A 17,892-nucleotide genomic window follows, 5' to 3' on the forward strand; every position below is an offset into this window, starting at 1 on the left:
CAGATAATAAATATGTGCTTTTTCAGGAAGCAATATTAAGAAAATAATCCGGTATTTAAGGAGATTGTTTGTAATTAATGGGGTATGCTTTTGTTGCATATCAATGCCATCCCTAATCCGGCAAGTCCATTATCCAGACTTAAATCTTTTGAATAAATCAGATGCTGTATCTTATGATTAACATATTCTTCCAGTTCTTTCATACTTACTTCTCTATCTAAACTAAAATGTTTTATGGGTATCTCTTCAATGGGGTATGGTATAGATTCGTATATCTCTTCCAGAATATCTGGATCGGCATCTATATATTTGTTACTAATCAGGTAATTTATTCCTTGCACTATCTCATATAACTCATTCTCTGTTTGTGGTAGGTTCTCCCATATCATTTCAATTAGTCTATCAGCTGCTTCATGATAATGAAACGATCCGCCACTGCGTACATATTCATAAAAGAATAAAGCAATCCCCATTTTCCCTGTAAAAAGATCATTTTGACTAACTTGTTGTACGTTGATATACAAGGTGTTGGCTATTTGTTTTAATAGTGTATTACGCATTGGAATTAAATTAGATTGATTTCGATTCTATTACTTTTCTGAAAAAAGAGATCAGTTCCGGTACATAATGATCGAAACTAAACTCAAATCGTTTGTCACGAACATTCTTTTGAATCTCTTTTAAAGTAGATGTGTTGTGTAATTGTTGTGCCAAATCAATGAATGATTCAAAAAATATTCCCAGATTATCTTTTCTTAGTTTAGATTGCATAGCTACCAGATGTTCGCTATTGTTCATCTGGATCATTGGTAAGCCTGCGGCTGCCAATGTATTCATTCGGGCAGGGAGATTTAAATCGTCCCAATTGGCATTCATTAAAACCCCTTGGTTCTTACTTTTGAAACAATGCAACCATCCGGCATCATATTGCGAAAACTCTTTTACCCAATCTGTGGCTGTGCAGGTTGGATGAATATGATAATGATGTGGAGCTGTTTGTTTTGCAGCCATATTGTATTGCAGCCGTTTGTCGAAATAATTCTCATGATAGATATGGATATGGATACCATTGTCGGCTAGTGTTTTTATATTCTTCATTCCAACACCCACAATTCTTCCTGGAACTACAGTATGTATTTCTCCATCCTGATCGGATAATTTGGTTGAGAAATTGTTGGTGAAATAATCTTTCTTTGGTAAATCACCATCCAGAATATAAGTAGGTTTTGAGGTTATAAGAAACTGTTCATACCAGTCTTTACATTCTTCATTGATAAAAATTCTACCATCTGCCTGCTCATACATTTCAATCAGTTTTTCCCATTTGTTCATTAACATGGTGAGGTAAGGGCCTTCCTTGAAATGCCAAATAAAAGGAATTTTGCTGTTATTGCTTTTAAAAACATCATAAACCGTATCCAAGGCATCCCAATTGAGCAAGGCATAAATAATATCCGGTTTAACTCTTTCAATTTCATTGACCCGGTTTTCGAAAGATAAACTTTCTACATTTCCAAAAGCTAAAGGGCCAACTGTTGAGAAGGTTAAGCTGGGACGCTGTGTCCATATTGCGTATAACTTATGACCAGCTTCTTCAAGTGCATAAATTCTTTCGGCATTATAGGCTAAATCTCCTACTATCAGAATTTTCAGACCATCTTTTTGGGATGGAAATGATGTTCTGAAATCTTTGTATAACTCAAATTCATTGATTAACCTATGTTCGGATACTTTGAAATTCAAAGGCTCTTCTACCTGATAGTATTGATGATAAATGTATATACCGCCTCCTTCATTTTCATTGATTATTCTATGCCGCTGGTTGGAGTGATGAGTCCAGTTTGCCGTTGTTTGTGGTATATAAACAAAATTCCCATATTTGGTTAGCTTGCACCAGTACATTTTAAAAAGATCATCAGAAACCCACTCCGATCTTTCAACCCATCTTTCATTGTTCTTTTTGTGGGCTGTTTGTACCAATTGCAAACAATAACCATTGAACACCCCGTTTGTATTTGCATTTTGATACTTTATATGTGTAGAATCTATGTTTTCTGCACTGGCATTGGTGTATGCTAAAACAATATCATCAGATTCGGTTAATTTATTTATAAGTGTTTCTAAATGATTGAAATAGAAGTAGTCATCAGATGGCAGATAAGCAATGTAATTATATCTGGCATGATCTATTCCTTTATTAAGGGCATATCCTAGTCCTTTGTTCTTTTCGTTTTTTAAAACCCTGATTTGTGGATGGTTTTGAAAGAAACGTATGCAATTTTCCGTATTATCCGTACTACCATCATTTACAATAATCAACTCCCAATTGGTATATGTTTGATTAATTAAACTTAAGATTGCTCTTTTTATGTAGCTTGCCTGATTATAGGTTGGCATTATCACAGAAATTCCGTTCATAATATTTAAACTTAGATGTTAAAGTAGTTATCGCTTCGCTGGAAGTTAAAGGGAGTTAGAACTCCTTCTATTCCAAATTGTAAAGTTGTATCATTTTCTTTTTAAAAAGGTTGATTTCATAGTTTTCAAGGAAACGTTTCCTGGCATTACTTCCTAATTCCGTGGCAACAGCCGGATTGTTTAATACATATTCTATTTTTTCGGTTAGTAATTTGGTATCTATTCCTCGTACTCCTTTTTTGTTTCTGATGGGTATCTTTAATCCGGAAATAGTATCTTCAATGATTTCTGCCAGGCCTCCGGTGTTCGATGCAATAATAGGAAGCCCATGCATCATCATCTCTATAGCTACAAAACCAAATTCTTCGTGTGTAGAACATATTACTCCCAGATTGGCAATATTGTATAGTTCGTATAATTTCTTTTTATCCAATCGTCCGGTAAACGATACTTTTGTCCAGCAATCATTTATTTCGCTAATCCATTTATTAAAATCTCCTTCGCCTGCAATTAAAAGATGTGCATCCAGGTTGGTATTCAGTACGTTTCTGAAAGCTTTCAATAGAAACGAAATTCCTTTTACTTCATCCAATCTGCCAGCAAAGATGATTATTGGACTATGTTCCGGAAGGAAGTATTTCTTTTTTATCTGTATCTTTTCCGTTTCGGACAATGGTTTGTAGCTATCTTTTAAAGCATTGTGTATTATCTGGCTGTGCTGAATGTTGGCATGAGCAGTATGTTGAAAGAAATCGCGGGTATGTTGGGCAACAAAGACTACCTTATCGCATTTCTCCATCATTTTCTTGTCTTCATTAATATCTTTCAGTATCTCCTTTTCGGAAACGGTCAGCTTAGTTTTCTTCTTATTCAATATTTCTTTCACAGCCTTTTCATTGCCCAGTAAAGAAAAGCTCCAGTTGGTGTAATGCGAAACCAGTATGACTTTACATTTGAACATTTTCTTTAAATAATCTACCAGCAATGGATTGGTCATAAAGTTGAGATGAAAAATATTCAAAACATCTTCATCCTCTGCAATGTAATCTTTTAGTAGATAAGCTATGTTTCTGTAATAGTATTTTGCTTGTTTGATGGTAAAAGGTACTTGTGGTATGGTTATTTGGTTGTATCCATTCTCGCTACTGAAAGACAGTTCATTGCTATCTGCATGAATATAGATCACTTCAAAGTTGATGGTGTTTTTGAGGCAATGCACCAATTGCTCAATATATGTACCAATGCCATATACAGCAGCCCGGCTGGCTCCGTTAAAGATGTAAACTCTTCTTTTCATTGTTCAATAAAATATGTAATCCTATTCCGGCTATGCCATTATTTGTTAATCCGCGGGGAGATTCTGTATTTATCTTATCGGGTATTTTGTATTTATCTTTAAGAAAAACAGGTGTAAAATAAATAGCAGGTAGTGTTTCTTTCTGGAGAATCTTATGCAGGCCATCCAGAAGAAAAATTATTTCATCGTCTTTATCTTGAGAATTCAGTAAGCTGTTAAATAGATCCTGAATATAATCCTCGGGAAGAGAAAACCGGTTTCTGTTACCACAACGTGCAATGCAATAGTAGGCTACTCCTTTTAAGCCAGACTCTAAGGTATAGTCTGATATGCGCCTTACATCCCATTCTATAATTTTTTGATCAAGCTCGGCTAATATTGCATCGGGATCGGATTCAACAAACCCCTGCCGAATGAGATATTCTATTGCCCAGGCAATACCGCAAAAGCCATCTTTGAAATTAATTGGATAGTCTAAATGCATTTCACTATATATTTCACGAATCAACTCTTCGGCGAATTTTGCAATAAGTTTACTCTTCTTGTATCGCCCATAGTGACACAGAAAAATAACAATTCCCATTTTTCCATTCAATAATCCCGAGTTGTTATTGAAACTTGAGTTTATTAGTAAATAGCGGAAAATGGTTTGAAGGAGTGCTTGTTTTTGTTGGTTCATTGTTCTTTTAATTTATACAAAACCATTACCGGATTTCCTTCTTCATCAATCGTTTCGGCTAACGCTCTTGATTCAGGAGTATTGGATGCCAAGAATTTCTCTTTAAGATCTTCGGGCCGCATAGAAGTTCCTAAGTATTGATACCCATTTATTTGTACAGAACGACTAAAGAACAAAGGAGCCCCCCCATCAATATCATTAACAATAGGTTTGTCTGTGTTTTTGAATGTTTTATTTTGTTTATCATAGATTGTTATATTAGAGGTCCACTCACCTGTCATGAAAGCCCACCTGAAAAAAATGAAACGATTTGTTTCAACTATACAATTCATCTTTAAGCATCCATCCCGATTACTTTCATTTTGTGGAGTTAAACGATATCTACCATTGCCAAATACACCGAACGCATCCACTCCGGATTTATTAATACGATAAATAGTATCACTATACATATTCCAATAGATGGATGAGTTATTATAATCTGTAGGACTCCAAATATAATTTGCACCTGAACTACTTTCAAAAAAGAGGTTCTCGTCTTTTTTTGAAGAGACCCATTTCCCTTTTTCATCAATCACAAGCCATAAATCTGGTTGTGAGGGGGCATAGGATGAAATATCTTTAAAAAAATAGAACTGATTATTGTATTGCCGAAAAACGTTAGGTATACTTAGTGATACTTTTGCTTTAATACGATTTAAAAAATTACCATCAAAATCATAAGTTAGTATTATATCCTCATAAGTATGGATAAAAAGTTTTTCTCCTGACTCGCTTTTTGTTATCTGATAGTCTTGATTATATTCCATTGGTCCTTGTCCAATGCCTCCAATCTGTTGAATAAACCTCCCTGTTCTATCATATTTCAATATTCCAAGATTGGTTTTTAAAAATATGAAATCATCTGTTAATACAGTTCCGTCAAAGCCTGCAAATATTTTAGTAGAGTCAAACTGAATATAGGTAATACTTTCAACAAAATCTGATAGTTTGAACTCATGGGTTGCTTTTTGTGGTTCAAATATCAGGATGTTGCTTTCTGGTTTCTCTTGCTTGCAAGAAACAAGAAGGAGGATAAGGATTAAAAGTGGCCTCATTAGAATATGGTTATTAAATACTATTTTTATTAAAAACCAGAGGTAGGTCTAAAAAAATCACCTACTCTCTAGTTATTTAAATAGGCTATTCGCAATTAATCGTGATATTTTCTAGTTCCTTTTCACCAAAACCACTACCTCCCAAATTGCCTTTAATCTTGCTTTTTGCTTCATTAGAAGTAGAAGCACATATATCCCCTTTGGTGTTAGCCCCACTTGGGAACGAAGTATAGCAAGTATACAAGTATTGACCACTTCCACACCATGAAGAGACACTTGCCCCTCCCCTGATCTGCTTCATATCAGAATCACTCAATTGATCCTGATTCTTCTTTAACGAAATCTTTTTTAATTTCATAAGAATAAATGATTTAATTAATTTGTTGTTTTTAATATCACAAAGCTTTGTTAACTTCCTGTTGCCTACAAATATTACAACAGTTTACTATTCTTTTAATTTATACAAAACCATTATTGGATTTCCTTCCTCATCAATCGTTTCGGCTAATGCTCTTGATTCAGGAGTATCGGATGCTAAGAATGCTTCTATGAGTTTTTCAGGATATATATAAGTTTCCAAATATTGATTTCCATCTATCTGCACAGAACGACGAAAACGCAAAGGAATACCTCCATCAATATCATTAATTATAGGTTTATCTGTGTTTTTAAATATCTTACTTTGTTTATCATAGATTGTTTTATTGTCGGTCCATTTGCCTGTCATTAAAAACCAATCAAAAAGAATAAAACGATTCGTTTCAACTATGCAATTCATTTTTAAACATCCCTCCGGATTGCCTCCGTTTTGTGGAGTTAAACGATATTTACCATTGCCAAATACACCGAACACATCCACTCCGGATTTGCTAATGCGATAAATAGTATCATTATACATATTCCAATAGATGGACGAATTATTATAATCAGTAGGGCTCCAAGTGGGACGATCTCCAAAGTCATTATCAAAAAAAAGGTTTTCATCTTTCTTCGAAGATACCCATTCCCCGTTTTCATTAATTATAATCCATAAATCAGGTTGCGAGATTCCTGAACTTATATATTTAAAGAAATAGAAATGGTTATTGTATTGGCGAAGGCACTGACAAATATCTAGAGGAACTTCCAATTTAATACGATTTAAAAAATTGCCTTTAAAATCATAGATTAATATTGATTCTGGATAACTATAAATGAATAGTTTTTCTTCGAATTCACTTTTTGTAATCTGATAATATTGGCCATATTCCATAGGTCCCTCTCCAATACCTCCGATCTCTTGAATAAATTCTCCTTTTTTGTTATATTTGAATATTCCAATATTGGTTCCTAGAAATATAAATTTATCTGTAATTACTGCCCTTTCATCAAAGCCTGCAAATATTTTAGTAGAATCAAACTGAATATAGGTAATACTTTCAACAAAATCTGAAAGTTTGAACTCATGGGTAGCTTTTTGTGGTTCAAATATTAGGATGTTGCTTTCTGGTTTCTCTTGTTTGCAAGAAACAAGAAGGAGGATAAGGATTGGGAGGAGTTGTTTCATTTAAAATAAGTTATTTGAAGATAATTTCTTTCTTATAATAACCAGAGGTAGGTCTATATATTTCACCTACTCTCTGGTAATTTCATATTATTGATATTACTCAATAACAAATTTCATATTAGTCGCATTTTATGTTAATCTTATTAAATTCTTCATGTTCAAAGCCGCTACCAAGCAAAGATTGCATAGCTTTAGCTTTAGCATTATTAGAATCGGTAGCACATACATTTCCTGTTGATTTGGTTCCACCAGGAAATGTAGTGTAACAAGTATATAAATACTCAAAACTGCTGCCACCATTGGCACCACATAACGAAGAGGTATGTGCCCCTCCCCTGATCTGCTTCATATCAGAATCACTCAATTGATCCTGATTCTTCTTTAACGAAATCTTTTTTAATTTCATAAGAATAAATGATTTAATNGGGAACGAAGTATAGCAAGTATACAAGTATTGACCACTTCCACACCATGAAGAGACACTTGCCCCTCCCCTGATCTGCTTCATATCAGAATCACTCAATTGATCCTGATTCTTCTTTAACGAAATCTTTTTTAATTTCATAAGAATAAATGATTTAATTAATTTGTAGTTTTTAATATCACAAAGCTTTGTTAACTTCCTGTTGCCTACAAATATTACAACAGTATATTGTTTTAAACATTAATGTCAGTAAGATATATTAAATCCTCTAAGATGTAATTCTCGGGTAACTTGTACCCATTGATTAGTATTGTTGGAGTGCCATTAATTTTGTTTTCTTCTCGCCAGGCTTGATGTTTTCTGAGTTCAGACTCAACAACTTCGGAACTTAGATCATATTCAAACTTCTTTATGTACTCTTTAGCAAAATACTTTTCTTTCTCGAACCATTGGGTAAATATCTTCTTTTGGGTGTGTTGATCTTCATGAAGTGCTACAGCAATTAAGAAACGGTTGCTTTGAAGTAAACTTTCATTAAATGCAGCAAAAATGTATTGAACACAAAACTTATCTTCATATTCACTAAGCAGTTTGTCAATTCTTTTGTGGGCTATAGCACAAGGTTCACAATGCGGATTGGTTAATACCGTGATTTTAAGATTTGCATCCGGGTTACCAAATATTACTTCTGAGATATTATCAACAGTATAGAATGGTTGGCTTTTGAGAATAGGAATAAAAACTTCGTCGGTTGCTTTAAAGTGATTCAGTTTATATATGGCATTGTTTAGTTCTTCTTTGTTTGCAAAAAAACGAAATATATAGTTTATACTAAGAAAGGGCAACGTATAAATAATGAAAACAACTAAGAGTTCGTGAAAAGCCAGTGATGGTACACGTAGTTGAAAAACGATTATATTTAAAATGGAAATGGTAACTAATACAATTTGTACAGCAACACACAAAATACACCAGCTTCGGGCTATTTTATACTGATACCAGATGCTCCAACAGCTATAGGGCAGGGTACAAAGATTGATAAAAATATAATAATAGATTAGCTCAGGAAAAAAGATGGTAAGTATGGTGTTTGAAAGAAAGAAACCCAAACCAATTTCACTCCAACTAAATAAGCCCATTAGTTTGGCGGCTTTCGATTCTAAAATATTGTTACAGTCGCCTTGTTTAGTTAATGAACAAAGTTTATCACCATATTGACTATTTCCTTTCATCTGTTTTATTACCAACCAGTATGAAAGAAGTATACCGACAATGTTGGGTACCAGATTAACATAAAATACCTCTTTAAAGATAACCATTGTTTGCAAATACAAAATGACACCTAATATAATAAGAGAGAGAATACCCGCTTTTTGATACCGTGCAACAAATGCATGTAACTGATGGCGTTTGTAATCCGGTTCTATCGAATGTTCGTCGGGCTCTGCCAATAAGATAACACCATCCCATATAGAATTAAAATCTTCAATCGTACATTTAATTTTTTTTCCATCAAGGATATAATTTACCTGATTATTAATTTGGGTGATGACACAAAAATTATCTTTAACATGAGCAATACAAGGTGTATCAATGTTCTTTAGTTCTTTTGAGTCTATTTTTATTCCGGCATTCGGAATATGATATTCGAAAAGCATTCGGGATAATCCATACAGGGTATCTCTGTATGGACTTTGCAAATAATGACTGTCGGCAAAGTAACAGGTGTGTTTTACTTTCAGTTCTTTAAGGAATATGGATAGTATTGTATGTGTCATTTGTTTATTCTTTCGTATAATAAAATAGACTCTTTGACTGTTTTATCCATATCATAATTTAAGGGCTTGCTCTTCAAAGTTCCGCGCTTCGGATATTTTTAAGCGTTGGGAATTTATCTTTTTTATTGCTTCATCCGGAGTTTTTACTTTCCATAGTTGATAGAAAGTATTCATGTTGAATGGCATATTATATAACTCATCTTTATATATGGCTAATGGAGAGTTAACATAGTGGTTAAATGCACAAAAAGTTCTCATAAAATCCCAAATATATTTTTCTTTTGTATGGAAAATATGCGCACCATATTTGTGTACATTAATGCCTTCAATGTTTTCGCAATACAGATTTCCACCAGTATGAGACCGTTTTTCTACTACCAGACATTTTTTCTTGTTTCTGGTAGCCAAATATGCAAATACTGCATTGAAAAGTCCGGCCCCAACTAAAAGATAATCGTATCCTTTATTCTTCTTTATATACATAGTATTTGATTGAAAAATATTTAAAAGTATATAGAAAGAAGATAATCCGTTGTACGGTATTGAGATAAAAAAGTACGTAAATAGTATCTGTGCTTTCAGGAGAACTTCTTTGGCAAAAAATCGTACTTTACAAGTGTGGATGTGAAACTAAACAGTATCATGCCGGTGGTACAAAAGTGCCACGCTTGTGATACAAAAGTATCACACCTAAGATACTTTTGTACCATGCTGGTGGTACAAAAGTACCAAGTCTAAAAAAAGTCGTGGTACAAAAGTACCAAGCCTAAAAAAACGGTGGTACTGTAATTTACTGATTATTAATTAGATTATTTTTTTTCAATGTGCCGCTAATCGTTCGGCTTCCTTATTTATGCAAGGGTTGTTGTTTCGTTAATCAGGTGCAGATTTACGCACGATGCCTGCCCGTAAGGCGACATCGACTCTCCATGCTCCGGGTGTGTCATTGCTAGTCGTTCATGATCTGTTAATAAATAACCAAAGTAGTTTACTATATACTGAATGACTTCTTTATCCATTATTTTATTCTGAATCGTTATTCCACAATTTAACAGTATTCAATAGCTTTTCTTTTAGTTCATCATCGAAACAATCAAAGTCTTCTTGCGTTAAAATTTCATCTATAAAAAGTCCAACGAGTATAAAAAAACACTTCGATCCCCTTAAATCATTATATCGTTTTGCAATGTGTTTATCAAAGGATTTCACCTTTTTATAAAGATTCAGATATGCCTTATGCGGGTTTGTACTTTTTTCGCTGTTAACAATGGAAGTTTCTATTTTTTCAAGGAACTGGGCGCATTCTATTTGCAGAGATTTCTCTATAAGTTCTCTAGCAAATCTCTTTTGACTCTTTGACAATTCTATACTCATAGTTCATTATCCTTTTTTTCGCAAAAACATTTTAGTCAGATATCTGCGAACCGGTTCGTCATAAAGCTTCAAGCTTGCATAGGCCAATATAATACTTCCTACAACTAAAGCTATGGCTCCGGGTAAAGATTCGGTAAATGTAAGATTTTCGTTTTTAACCCATGCATAATACAAATAAATGAAAGGATAATGTACCATGTATAAAGGATAAGATATATCACCCAGGAACTTACAAATACGAATTGTATATTTATCTGTGGTTTTGCCCGAAGCACCTAAATACACAATGAGTGGGAAAAACAAGGCAAAACACACTGTTTCGTATAAACCATTCATCCAAAGATGATCGGCACCTCCAATACGGGGAACAGATAAAAGAATAACCACCAACAAACTACACAACCAGAAAGCCCCCTTTATATTAATAGGCTTAAAGATACGCGATAAGAGCAAACCTGCCGAGAAAGAGAAAAGCAAACGTAAAAATCCTCCGGTAAACTCAGTTCCGGTCAGCTGAAATCCGGCACAAATATCTCCGTAGGGTCCAAAGATGGCAAATGAAGCCAATCCGAAACCTGCCAGTATAACTAATACAGTAAGCCAAAGATTAGAAAGTTTGCGAATAAACAATGCGTAAAGAATATTACCGATATATTCAAAGAATAAAGACCATGTAGGTCCGTTTAATGGATACATCTCTCCTAAACCTCTTACTTCCATACCAGGGGTAGCTGGCAATAGTAGTGCATTCAACAGTGTAGCTATTAAAAGCGCACCTATTGTAACTTTCGAAACATCCCATACAGGGCATCCCTGAAAGTAAAATACACAAGCTCCAATAATGGCTCCTATAACAACCATTGGTTGTAAACGTATAATTCTGCGTTTAAGAAAATCCTTTGTCTTCATGGTTTTCCAACGGTCGTCGTAGGCATAACCTACAACAAAGCCCGATAGCATAAAAAAGAAATCCACAGCCAGGTAGCCGTGGTTTATTTTTTGGTCTAGATGACTAGTTGCAAAAGCTTCGAATATATGAAAACAAACTACTGTAATAGCAGCTATTCCGCGCAATCCGTCGAGGATATTGTAATGTGGTTTGGTATCTGCAAATGCAGCAGATGGGGTTTGTTTTTCTGACATAGAGAATTCAATTGATTTGGGTTTGTTTTTTCCTGCACAAAAATATGAATTCTTTTGTAGAATTAAGTAATGTGTTGTGTTTTAAGCCATAAATTAGGGTAGAGACGTAATGCATTGCGTCTTTTGTTGGAGAATTATTCAGCAGCTACAGGAAGTTTTCGACGAAAAAAGTGCCATAAGTCTCATAACTGCCACAATAAACTAATTACCAGTAGCTTAACTTATGACATTTGGCTAAAAAGTAAAACATAAGTACCATTCGAAGTATCATCTATATAGACCGAGGGTATGAAGCTATATAGCACGGAGGGTCGAAGCTATATAGTACAAAGGCGCTCAGCTATATAGACCGAGATAGCTCTGCTATATAGCTTGCGCGAAAGTATGGACTATTTGATGGGAATTTGTGGACTATTATACGGTACTCAGAACGTTTGTATATCCATTTCTTTAGCAAGCAATGGCTGCACATTCTTTGCAAAGTCTTGAAAATGTGCATTGCTTCCATGTTTCCTGATAGCATCCTGATCTTTATATTCTTCATAGAAGATAAACTCGGATTCGTTAAACGGATTCTGATAAAGTGTATAAATCAGATTACCTTCTTCGTTTCTGGTTCCTTCGATCAAAGCAGGAACAATAGCTAAAAAATCTTTTTCTTTTCCTTTTAAAACTTCGATACGAGCTACAATAACTTTCTTTTCCATGATTTATGGTTTTAGGTGAATGAAAAAATATTAGAATGCTGTGTTGATACCACTATATCCTTTTTTAATGACTTTTGCACATCAATAATCCGTTGATTACTACTACCCCTGAACCGGAGGTCTTCATCTTTTAGTGCATCAACAAACCGCCCATCAACAATAACATCAACATAAGGAAGGATCTGAGATAATCGGGGCGACTTTACAATCTGTTCAAACAAATAGCCAGTATAACACCAGATGCTTTTCTTGGTTTCAAGTTTAATTCTCCGGGCCAGTTCCGTAAATCCCTCTATTTGAGTAAAAGGGTCACCACCAGAAAAAGTGACATTGGCAAACTCATCAGCCTTGATGATATCCATTAACGTATCTACCGAATACAGTGAACCATTATTTATGTTCCACGATTGTGGATTATGACATCCCGGGCATTGGTGTGCACACCCAGCCGAATAGATGGCCGTCCGGAATCCGGGACCATCTACAGTTGTATCGTGTACAATGTTGAGTATAGATAACTTATTCATGAATAACACGGTCGTTAAGTTCGGCTAATTTAGCACTGTTCCATCTGTCGGTTGTACCAACCAGATATCCTGTGATGCGTTGCAAACGGTCTATTTCGTTGCTTCCGCATTTAGGGCACTCTGTAATAGTAGCACTCGAATTTTCGTAACCGCACTTTAAACAACGGTTGCGGTTGTGGTTAACCGACGAATATCCCATATTATATTTATCCATCATATCTACCACAGTCATAATAGCTTCCGGATTATGAGTGGCATCACCATCAATCTCTACATAGAAAATATGTCCGCCACGGGTTAGATCATGATAAGGTGCTTCGATCTTTGCTTTTTGGTGTGCACTACATTTGTAATATACAGGCACATGGTTTGAGTTGGTGTAATACTCCCTGTCGGTTATGCCTGCGATAGACCCGAAATCTTTCCGGTCGCAACGTGTAAAACGTCCTGCAAGACCTTCGGCTGGAGTAGCAAGTACACTATAATTGTGTTGATACTGTTCCGAGAAATCATTCACACGGTTTCTCACATAAGTTATAATATCCAATCCAAGTTTCTGCGCCTGTTCATCCTCACCATGATGTTTGCCGATAAGGGCTACCAATGCTTCGGCCAAACCAATGAAACCAATACCCAATGTTCCTTGATTGATTACTTTTTCAATGGTGTTTTCGTTTGCCAGTTGTTCGCAACCTTCCCACAAAACCGACATCAATAAAGGGAATTGCTTGGGTGCTGCTGTTTTCTGGAACTCAAAACGGCGGTGTAGTTGAAGGGCTGCCAATTCTAACATCTGGTTCAACTTTTTATAGAAACAGTCGATACGCTCTTTCTCGTCTTCAACGTTGCGGCACTCTAATGCAATACGAACCAGATTTAGGGTCGAAAAAGAAAGGTTTCCGCGTCCAATGGAAGTTTTCTTGCCATAACGGTTTTCGAATACACGGGTACGGCATCCCATGGTAGCAACTTCATATTCAAATCGACGGGGATCATCTGCCTGCCAATCTTCATGTTGGTTAAAGGTTGCATCCAGGTTCAGGAAGTTGGGGAAGAAGCGACGGGCACTAACCTTACATGCCAATTTGTAAAGATCATAATTACGATCTTCGGGCAGATAACTAACTCCACGTTTCTTTTTCCATATCTGAATGGGGAAGATGGCCGTTACACCACCACCAACACCTTCGTAAGTGCTGTTTAGTAATTCACGGATAATGCATCTTCCTTCGGCCGAGGTATCGGTACCGTAATTAATAGAACTAAATACCACCTGATTGCCACCACGCGAGTGAATGGTGTTCATGTTATGGATAAATGCTTCCATTGCCTGATGTACGCGGCCTACGGTGCGGTTAATGGCATGTTGAACCATTCGTTCGTCACCGGTTAATCCATCAAGAGGTTTTGGAAGATAATCGGTTATTTCAATTTCATATAAATGGCTATAATTCTGTGCATTAATTTGTTCCAGCACTCTTACCTCTTCAATAAAGCTCTTCCGTACAAAAGGAGCCAGGTAAAAATCGAATGCCGGGATAGATTGTCCACCATGCATTTCGTTCTGTGCGGTCTCTAACGAGATACAGCCTAACATACTGGCTGTTTCGATACGCTTGGCCGGGCGTGATTCGCCATGACCGGCATTGAAACCGTTTTGAAGTATTTTATCTAAAGGATGTTGTACACAGGTAAGGCTCTTTGTGGGATAATAATCTTTATCGTGGATATGCAGGTAATTGAGGCGAACCGCTTCTTTCACTTCCGGAATCAGCAGATAGTCGTCAACAAAAGGTTTGGTGGTTTCGCTGGCAAACTTCATCATCATTCCGGCAGGAGTATCTGCGTTCATGTTGGCGTTCTCGCGGGTTACATCATTAGATTTGGTTTCGATAATTTCGAGGAACATATCCCGCGTTTTAGCTTTACGGGCAATGCTGCGTTGGTCGCGGTATGCAATATATCCTTTGGCAACCTCTTTGCGTGAGCTCTTCATTAATTCTACCTCTACCATGTCCTGTATTTCTTCTACAGTCATTTGTTCTTTACCCTGACAGGAAACATAGTCGGTAATTCGTCTGATCAATGTGGCATCTTCACCTTGTTCGGTGTGTAACATGGCTTTACGGACGGCAGCCATAATCTTTTCTTCATTAAAACCCACAATTCGTCCGTCTCTCTTTACAACTGTTTGAATCATAACAATTTGTACTTAACCTATTTTATGAAATTACTTTACTTACGGAAGGGCATGGCACAGTGATGCCTGGTGGGCATATCCTGTCACTTTTCTCCCGAAAGCTAATGAATGTATGTATACAGTGGATTTTTGTTTATAGCCTTATATAAATTACGAATTAAAAGGGTTAATGTTTCCATTTTAATTCTTAACTTAGTTGAAATTTACAGCTACTGGGATAGCTCAGGATTTCCACCTGATTCCCTTTTGATCCTACTGAACTTTGGAACCGTATATGCCAACAAAGGTATAGCATTTCTTTGAGATAATAGTTGAAAATATAATTTGTTGTTTGGTCATATTCTACAAAAGTTTTCCAGTTTTAAATTTAAGTATCTGTTTATCAATAGATTATTTTTGCAAACCTGTTGATAAGTTTTCCAAAAAGAAAATCGATTATCTGTTTGAATCTATTTTTTGCTTTTGTGATAGTAACAACCAAACTTACTTTTTTGTTTGGCAAACCCTGAAAAAATAATAAAGAAATAAATGTAAGTATGTTATCTGAGTTAGTTTATACTATATTTGAACATTGTGAGCTTTGTAGTGAAAATAATATGAATATTAAATTATGGCACAAGAGATAGAACGTAAGTTTTTGGTATCAGGTAATTTCAAATCGCAGGCAATACGAAGTGTACGTATAACACAGGGCTATTTGTCGTCGATACCCGAAAGAACAGTACGTGTAAGAATAAAAGGTGATAAAGGATTTATTACAATTAAAGGCATTAGCGATGCAAGTGGTGCAAGCCGTTACGAGTGGGAAAAAGAAATTCCGGTTAGCGAAGTAGAAGAGTTATTGAAACTATGTGAACCAGGCTTGATTGACAAAACCCGTTATTTGATTCCAGTTGGCAAACATACATATGAAGTAGATGAATTTTATGGCGATAATGAAGGGTTGGTAGTGGCTGAGGTTGAATTAACTTCTTTAGACGAGGCTTTTTATAAGCCCGAATGGTTGGGACGCGAAGTGACTGGCGATTCCAGATACTATAATTCTATGTTGATGAAGAAACCATATAAAAGATGGTAAGCGGTATAAAATGATAAATCCCAATAACCTGTTGATTATTGGGATTGTAGAGCGGAAGACGGGGCTCAAACCCGCGACCCTCAGCTTGGAAGGCTAATGCTCTATCAACTGAGCTACTTCCGCATCTTTAGTGGGCAATGATGGATTCGAACCACCGAAGTCGAAAGACAGCAGATTTACAGTCTGCCCCATTTGGCCACTCTGGTAATTGCCCCTTTTCTAATGCAGTGCAAAGATACGACTATTTTTCGAAACTCCAAGAAAAATCTATCATTTTTATTGCAGTAATTGCACATTCGTCTCCTTTATTACCTAATTTTCCGCCGCATCTTTCTTCGGCTTGCTCTAAAGTGTTGGTAGTCAGCAGTCCAAAGATTACTGGTATGTCACCGTTAGCATTAATCTCAGTAACTCCTTGAGTAACTCCCATGCAAACATAATCAAAATGTGGAGTATCTCCTTTAATAACACAACCTAATACAATGATTGCATCTACTTCGGCATATTCTGCCATTTGGTTGGCTGCATAGGTTAATTCAAAACTTCCCGGAACAGTTTTAATCAGGATATCTTCATCCTTCACTCCATGTTTTTTTAATGTTTCTACTGCGCCATTCAGTAATTTACCTGTTATAGCAAAATTCCATTCGGATACTACAATGCCGAATCTCATATCCTCGGTACTTGGTACCGAATTGAAGTCGTATTCTGATAGGTTTTGATAAGCAGTTGCCATAATTAAAATTGAGAATTGAGAATTGAAAATTGAGAATTAAAAAAAGTTGAAAATTGAAAGCAATACTACCTGCATCCGCATGGTAACTTTCAATTTTCAACTTTCTATTTATAACTTATTTAAGCAGTTTTGCTCTTTCGATATACTTATCAATATCCATTGCCTGGAATGACTGGAAGTATTTTTCTTTAATTTTAGTGTAAGCTTTTACAGCATCATCATATTTGCCTTGCTTTACTAATATATCACCAGCCTGAATAAGATATATAGGGCTCAATGAATTATTGTCAGCATTGTCGGCTGCTTTAATTAAGTATGAAGAAGCTTTATCCAACTGATTCAATTCGGCATAGCTATTACCAATGGCTCCCAAAATAGCAGGACTTACCATAAAGTCGTTACCATTGAATTTATCGAGTTCTTTCACTGCATTTTCGTGCTTGCCTAATCTCATATAGCAGATACCTGCATAAGCTCTTGCCAGATTTGCAGCTTTGGTTCCGCTGAATTGTTCAGCAACTTCCAAAAATCCTTCGGTTGAAATACTGTCACCATTTAATGCTTGTTCAAAAGCGTCTGCTTCGAAATAACTTTGAGCACCAACAAGTGCGCTTTGAGCTTTTGCTTCCCGTGGTTCGGCATACATATTCTTATATATAAGAACACCGGCCACAACAATTACAATTGCTGCAACAACACCAATAATTAAGTTCTTGTTTTTAATGATAAATGCCTCCGACTGTGTTAGTGCGTCTTCCACATTTAATTGTTCCTTGTGGTCTTTTTGATTTGCCATTTTTGTCTATATATTCTTTTGTTATTTTACGAATTGTGTATTTCGGTCAGCAAAAGTAGTTGATTTATACATATAAATGAAATTTTGAAGGA

The 17,892-nt window shown here is 35.7% G+C and carries 18 protein-coding genes, 2 tRNA genes, 2 pseudogenes and 1 riboswitch; of the genes and pseudogenes, 1 reads left to right on the forward strand and 21 read right to left on the reverse strand.

The annotated features are described in order from the left end of the window. Positions 1-74: 74 nt before the first annotated feature. The 17 genes and pseudogenes from D0T85_RS06710 to D0T85_RS06785 all read right to left on the reverse strand — a co-directional run bounded on the left by D0T85_RS06710 (position 75) and on the right by D0T85_RS06785 (position 15,190). Positions 75-560, reverse strand: coding sequence for a hypothetical protein (locus D0T85_RS06710; RefSeq protein ID WP_163211525.1), 486 nt, complete (start codon positions 558-560; stop codon positions 75-77). Positions 561-570: 10 nt separating this feature from the next. Beyond that, positions 571-2,418, reverse strand: coding sequence for a glycosyltransferase family 2 protein (locus D0T85_RS06715; RefSeq protein ID WP_163211527.1), 1,848 nt, complete (start codon positions 2,416-2,418; stop codon positions 571-573). A gap of 67 nt (positions 2,419-2,485) precedes the next feature. After that, positions 2,486-3,715 carry a TIGR04157 family glycosyltransferase gene (locus D0T85_RS06720; RefSeq protein WP_163211529.1) on the reverse strand — a complete coding sequence of 410 codons (1,230 nt, stop codon included), beginning with the start codon at positions 3,713-3,715 and terminating at the stop codon, positions 2,486-2,488. Beyond that, complete coding sequence (locus D0T85_RS06725; RefSeq protein ID WP_163211531.1) at positions 3,690-4,394, reverse strand: lanthionine synthetase LanC family protein; 705 nt, start codon at positions 4,392-4,394, stop codon at positions 3,690-3,692. Before D0T85_RS06725 ends, D0T85_RS06720 begins: the two co-directional genes overlap by 26 nt. Continuing rightward, on the reverse strand, positions 4,391-5,491 hold the full coding sequence (locus D0T85_RS06730) for a 6-bladed beta-propeller (protein ID WP_163211533.1): 1,101 nt from the start codon (positions 5,489-5,491) through the stop codon (positions 4,391-4,393). Before D0T85_RS06730 ends, D0T85_RS06725 begins: the two co-directional genes overlap by 4 nt. A gap of 85 nt (positions 5,492-5,576) precedes the next feature. Beyond that, positions 5,577-5,849, reverse strand: coding sequence for a TIGR04149 family rSAM-modified RiPP (locus tag D0T85_RS06735; RefSeq protein ID WP_163211535.1), 273 nt, complete (start codon positions 5,847-5,849; stop codon positions 5,577-5,579). An 87-nt stretch (positions 5,850-5,936) separates the two neighbouring features. Continuing rightward, positions 5,937-7,037 (reverse strand): 6-bladed beta-propeller, encoded by a 1,101-nt coding sequence (locus D0T85_RS06740; protein WP_163211537.1) that lies wholly within the window; start codon positions 7,035-7,037, stop codon positions 5,937-5,939. A gap of 118 nt (positions 7,038-7,155) precedes the next feature. Next, a complete protein-coding gene (locus tag D0T85_RS22700) occupies positions 7,156-7,443 on the reverse strand; it encodes a TIGR04149 family rSAM-modified RiPP (protein ID WP_239060665.1) in 288 nt (95 codons plus the stop codon). 45 nt (positions 7,444-7,488) lie between these two features. Beyond that, a pseudogene (locus D0T85_RS23005) lies at positions 7,489-7,602 on the reverse strand (TIGR04149 family rSAM-modified RiPP); the annotation flags it as partial. A 92-nt stretch (positions 7,603-7,694) separates the two neighbouring features. Next, a complete protein-coding gene (locus D0T85_RS06750) occupies positions 7,695-9,239 on the reverse strand; it encodes a thioredoxin domain-containing protein (protein ID WP_163211541.1) in 1,545 nt (514 codons plus the stop codon). 54 nt (positions 9,240-9,293) lie between these two features. Beyond that, a pseudogene (locus D0T85_RS06755) lies at positions 9,294-9,722 on the reverse strand (NAD(P)-binding protein); the annotation flags it as partial. Positions 9,723-10,090: 368 nt separating this feature from the next. Beyond that, entirely contained in the window at positions 10,091-10,258 is a 168-nt protein-coding gene (locus D0T85_RS06760) for a hypothetical protein (protein WP_163211402.1), read from the reverse strand. A 4-nt stretch (positions 10,259-10,262) separates the two neighbouring features. After that, positions 10,263-10,613: a hypothetical protein gene (locus D0T85_RS06765; protein ID WP_163211545.1), complete on the reverse strand. Its 351-nt coding sequence runs from the start codon at positions 10,611-10,613 to the stop codon at positions 10,263-10,265. A gap of 6 nt (positions 10,614-10,619) precedes the next feature. Further along, positions 10,620-11,756 (reverse strand): acyltransferase, encoded by a 1,137-nt coding sequence (locus D0T85_RS06770; RefSeq protein ID WP_163211549.1) that lies wholly within the window; start codon positions 11,754-11,756, stop codon positions 10,620-10,622. 425 nt (positions 11,757-12,181) lie between these two features. Further along, positions 12,182-12,463 (reverse strand): putative quinol monooxygenase, encoded by a 282-nt coding sequence (locus D0T85_RS06775; RefSeq protein ID WP_163211551.1) that lies wholly within the window; start codon positions 12,461-12,463, stop codon positions 12,182-12,184. An 11-nt stretch (positions 12,464-12,474) separates the two neighbouring features. Then, the gene (nrdG, locus tag D0T85_RS06780; RefSeq protein ID WP_163211553.1) at positions 12,475-12,990 is read right to left on the reverse strand and encodes an anaerobic ribonucleoside-triphosphate reductase activating protein; all 516 of its coding nucleotides are present in this window, start codon (positions 12,988-12,990) and stop codon (positions 12,475-12,477) included. Next, entirely contained in the window at positions 12,983-15,190 is a 2,208-nt protein-coding gene (locus tag D0T85_RS06785) for an anaerobic ribonucleoside triphosphate reductase (RefSeq protein WP_163211555.1), read from the reverse strand. Before D0T85_RS06785 ends, nrdG begins: the two co-directional genes overlap by 8 nt. A gap of 50 nt (positions 15,191-15,240) precedes the next feature. Then, positions 15,241-15,478: riboswitch (cobalamin riboswitch) on the reverse strand. 322 nt (positions 15,479-15,800) lie between these two features. On the opposite strand from D0T85_RS06785, the gene D0T85_RS06790 reads away from it, so the two are divergent. Then, positions 15,801-16,268 (forward strand): CYTH domain-containing protein, encoded by a 468-nt coding sequence (locus D0T85_RS06790; RefSeq protein ID WP_163211557.1) that lies wholly within the window; start codon positions 15,801-15,803, stop codon positions 16,266-16,268. Between the two features lie 50 nt (positions 16,269-16,318). On the opposite strand, the gene D0T85_RS06795 is transcribed toward D0T85_RS06790, so the two are convergent. The 4 genes from D0T85_RS06795 to D0T85_RS06810 all read right to left on the reverse strand — a co-directional run bounded on the left by D0T85_RS06795 (position 16,319) and on the right by D0T85_RS06810 (position 17,800). After that, positions 16,319-16,391, reverse strand: a tRNA-Gly gene (locus D0T85_RS06795). Between the two features lie 8 nt (positions 16,392-16,399). Continuing rightward, positions 16,400-16,482: transfer RNA gene (locus D0T85_RS06800), tRNA-Tyr, on the reverse strand. Positions 16,483-16,509: 27 nt separating this feature from the next. Continuing rightward, entirely contained in the window at positions 16,510-17,004 is a 495-nt protein-coding gene (ribH, locus tag D0T85_RS06805; RefSeq protein WP_163211559.1) for a 6,7-dimethyl-8-ribityllumazine synthase, read from the reverse strand. Between the two features lie 115 nt (positions 17,005-17,119). Continuing rightward, positions 17,120-17,800, reverse strand: a complete 681-nt coding sequence (locus D0T85_RS06810) for a tol-pal system YbgF family protein (RefSeq protein WP_163211561.1) — start codon at positions 17,798-17,800, stop codon at positions 17,120-17,122. Positions 17,801-17,892 lie beyond the last annotated feature (92 nt).

Source organism: Bacteroides sp. 519 (genome assembly GCF_010500955.1).
Lineage (GTDB): Bacteria > Bacteroidota > Bacteroidia > Bacteroidales > Bacteroidaceae > Bacteroides.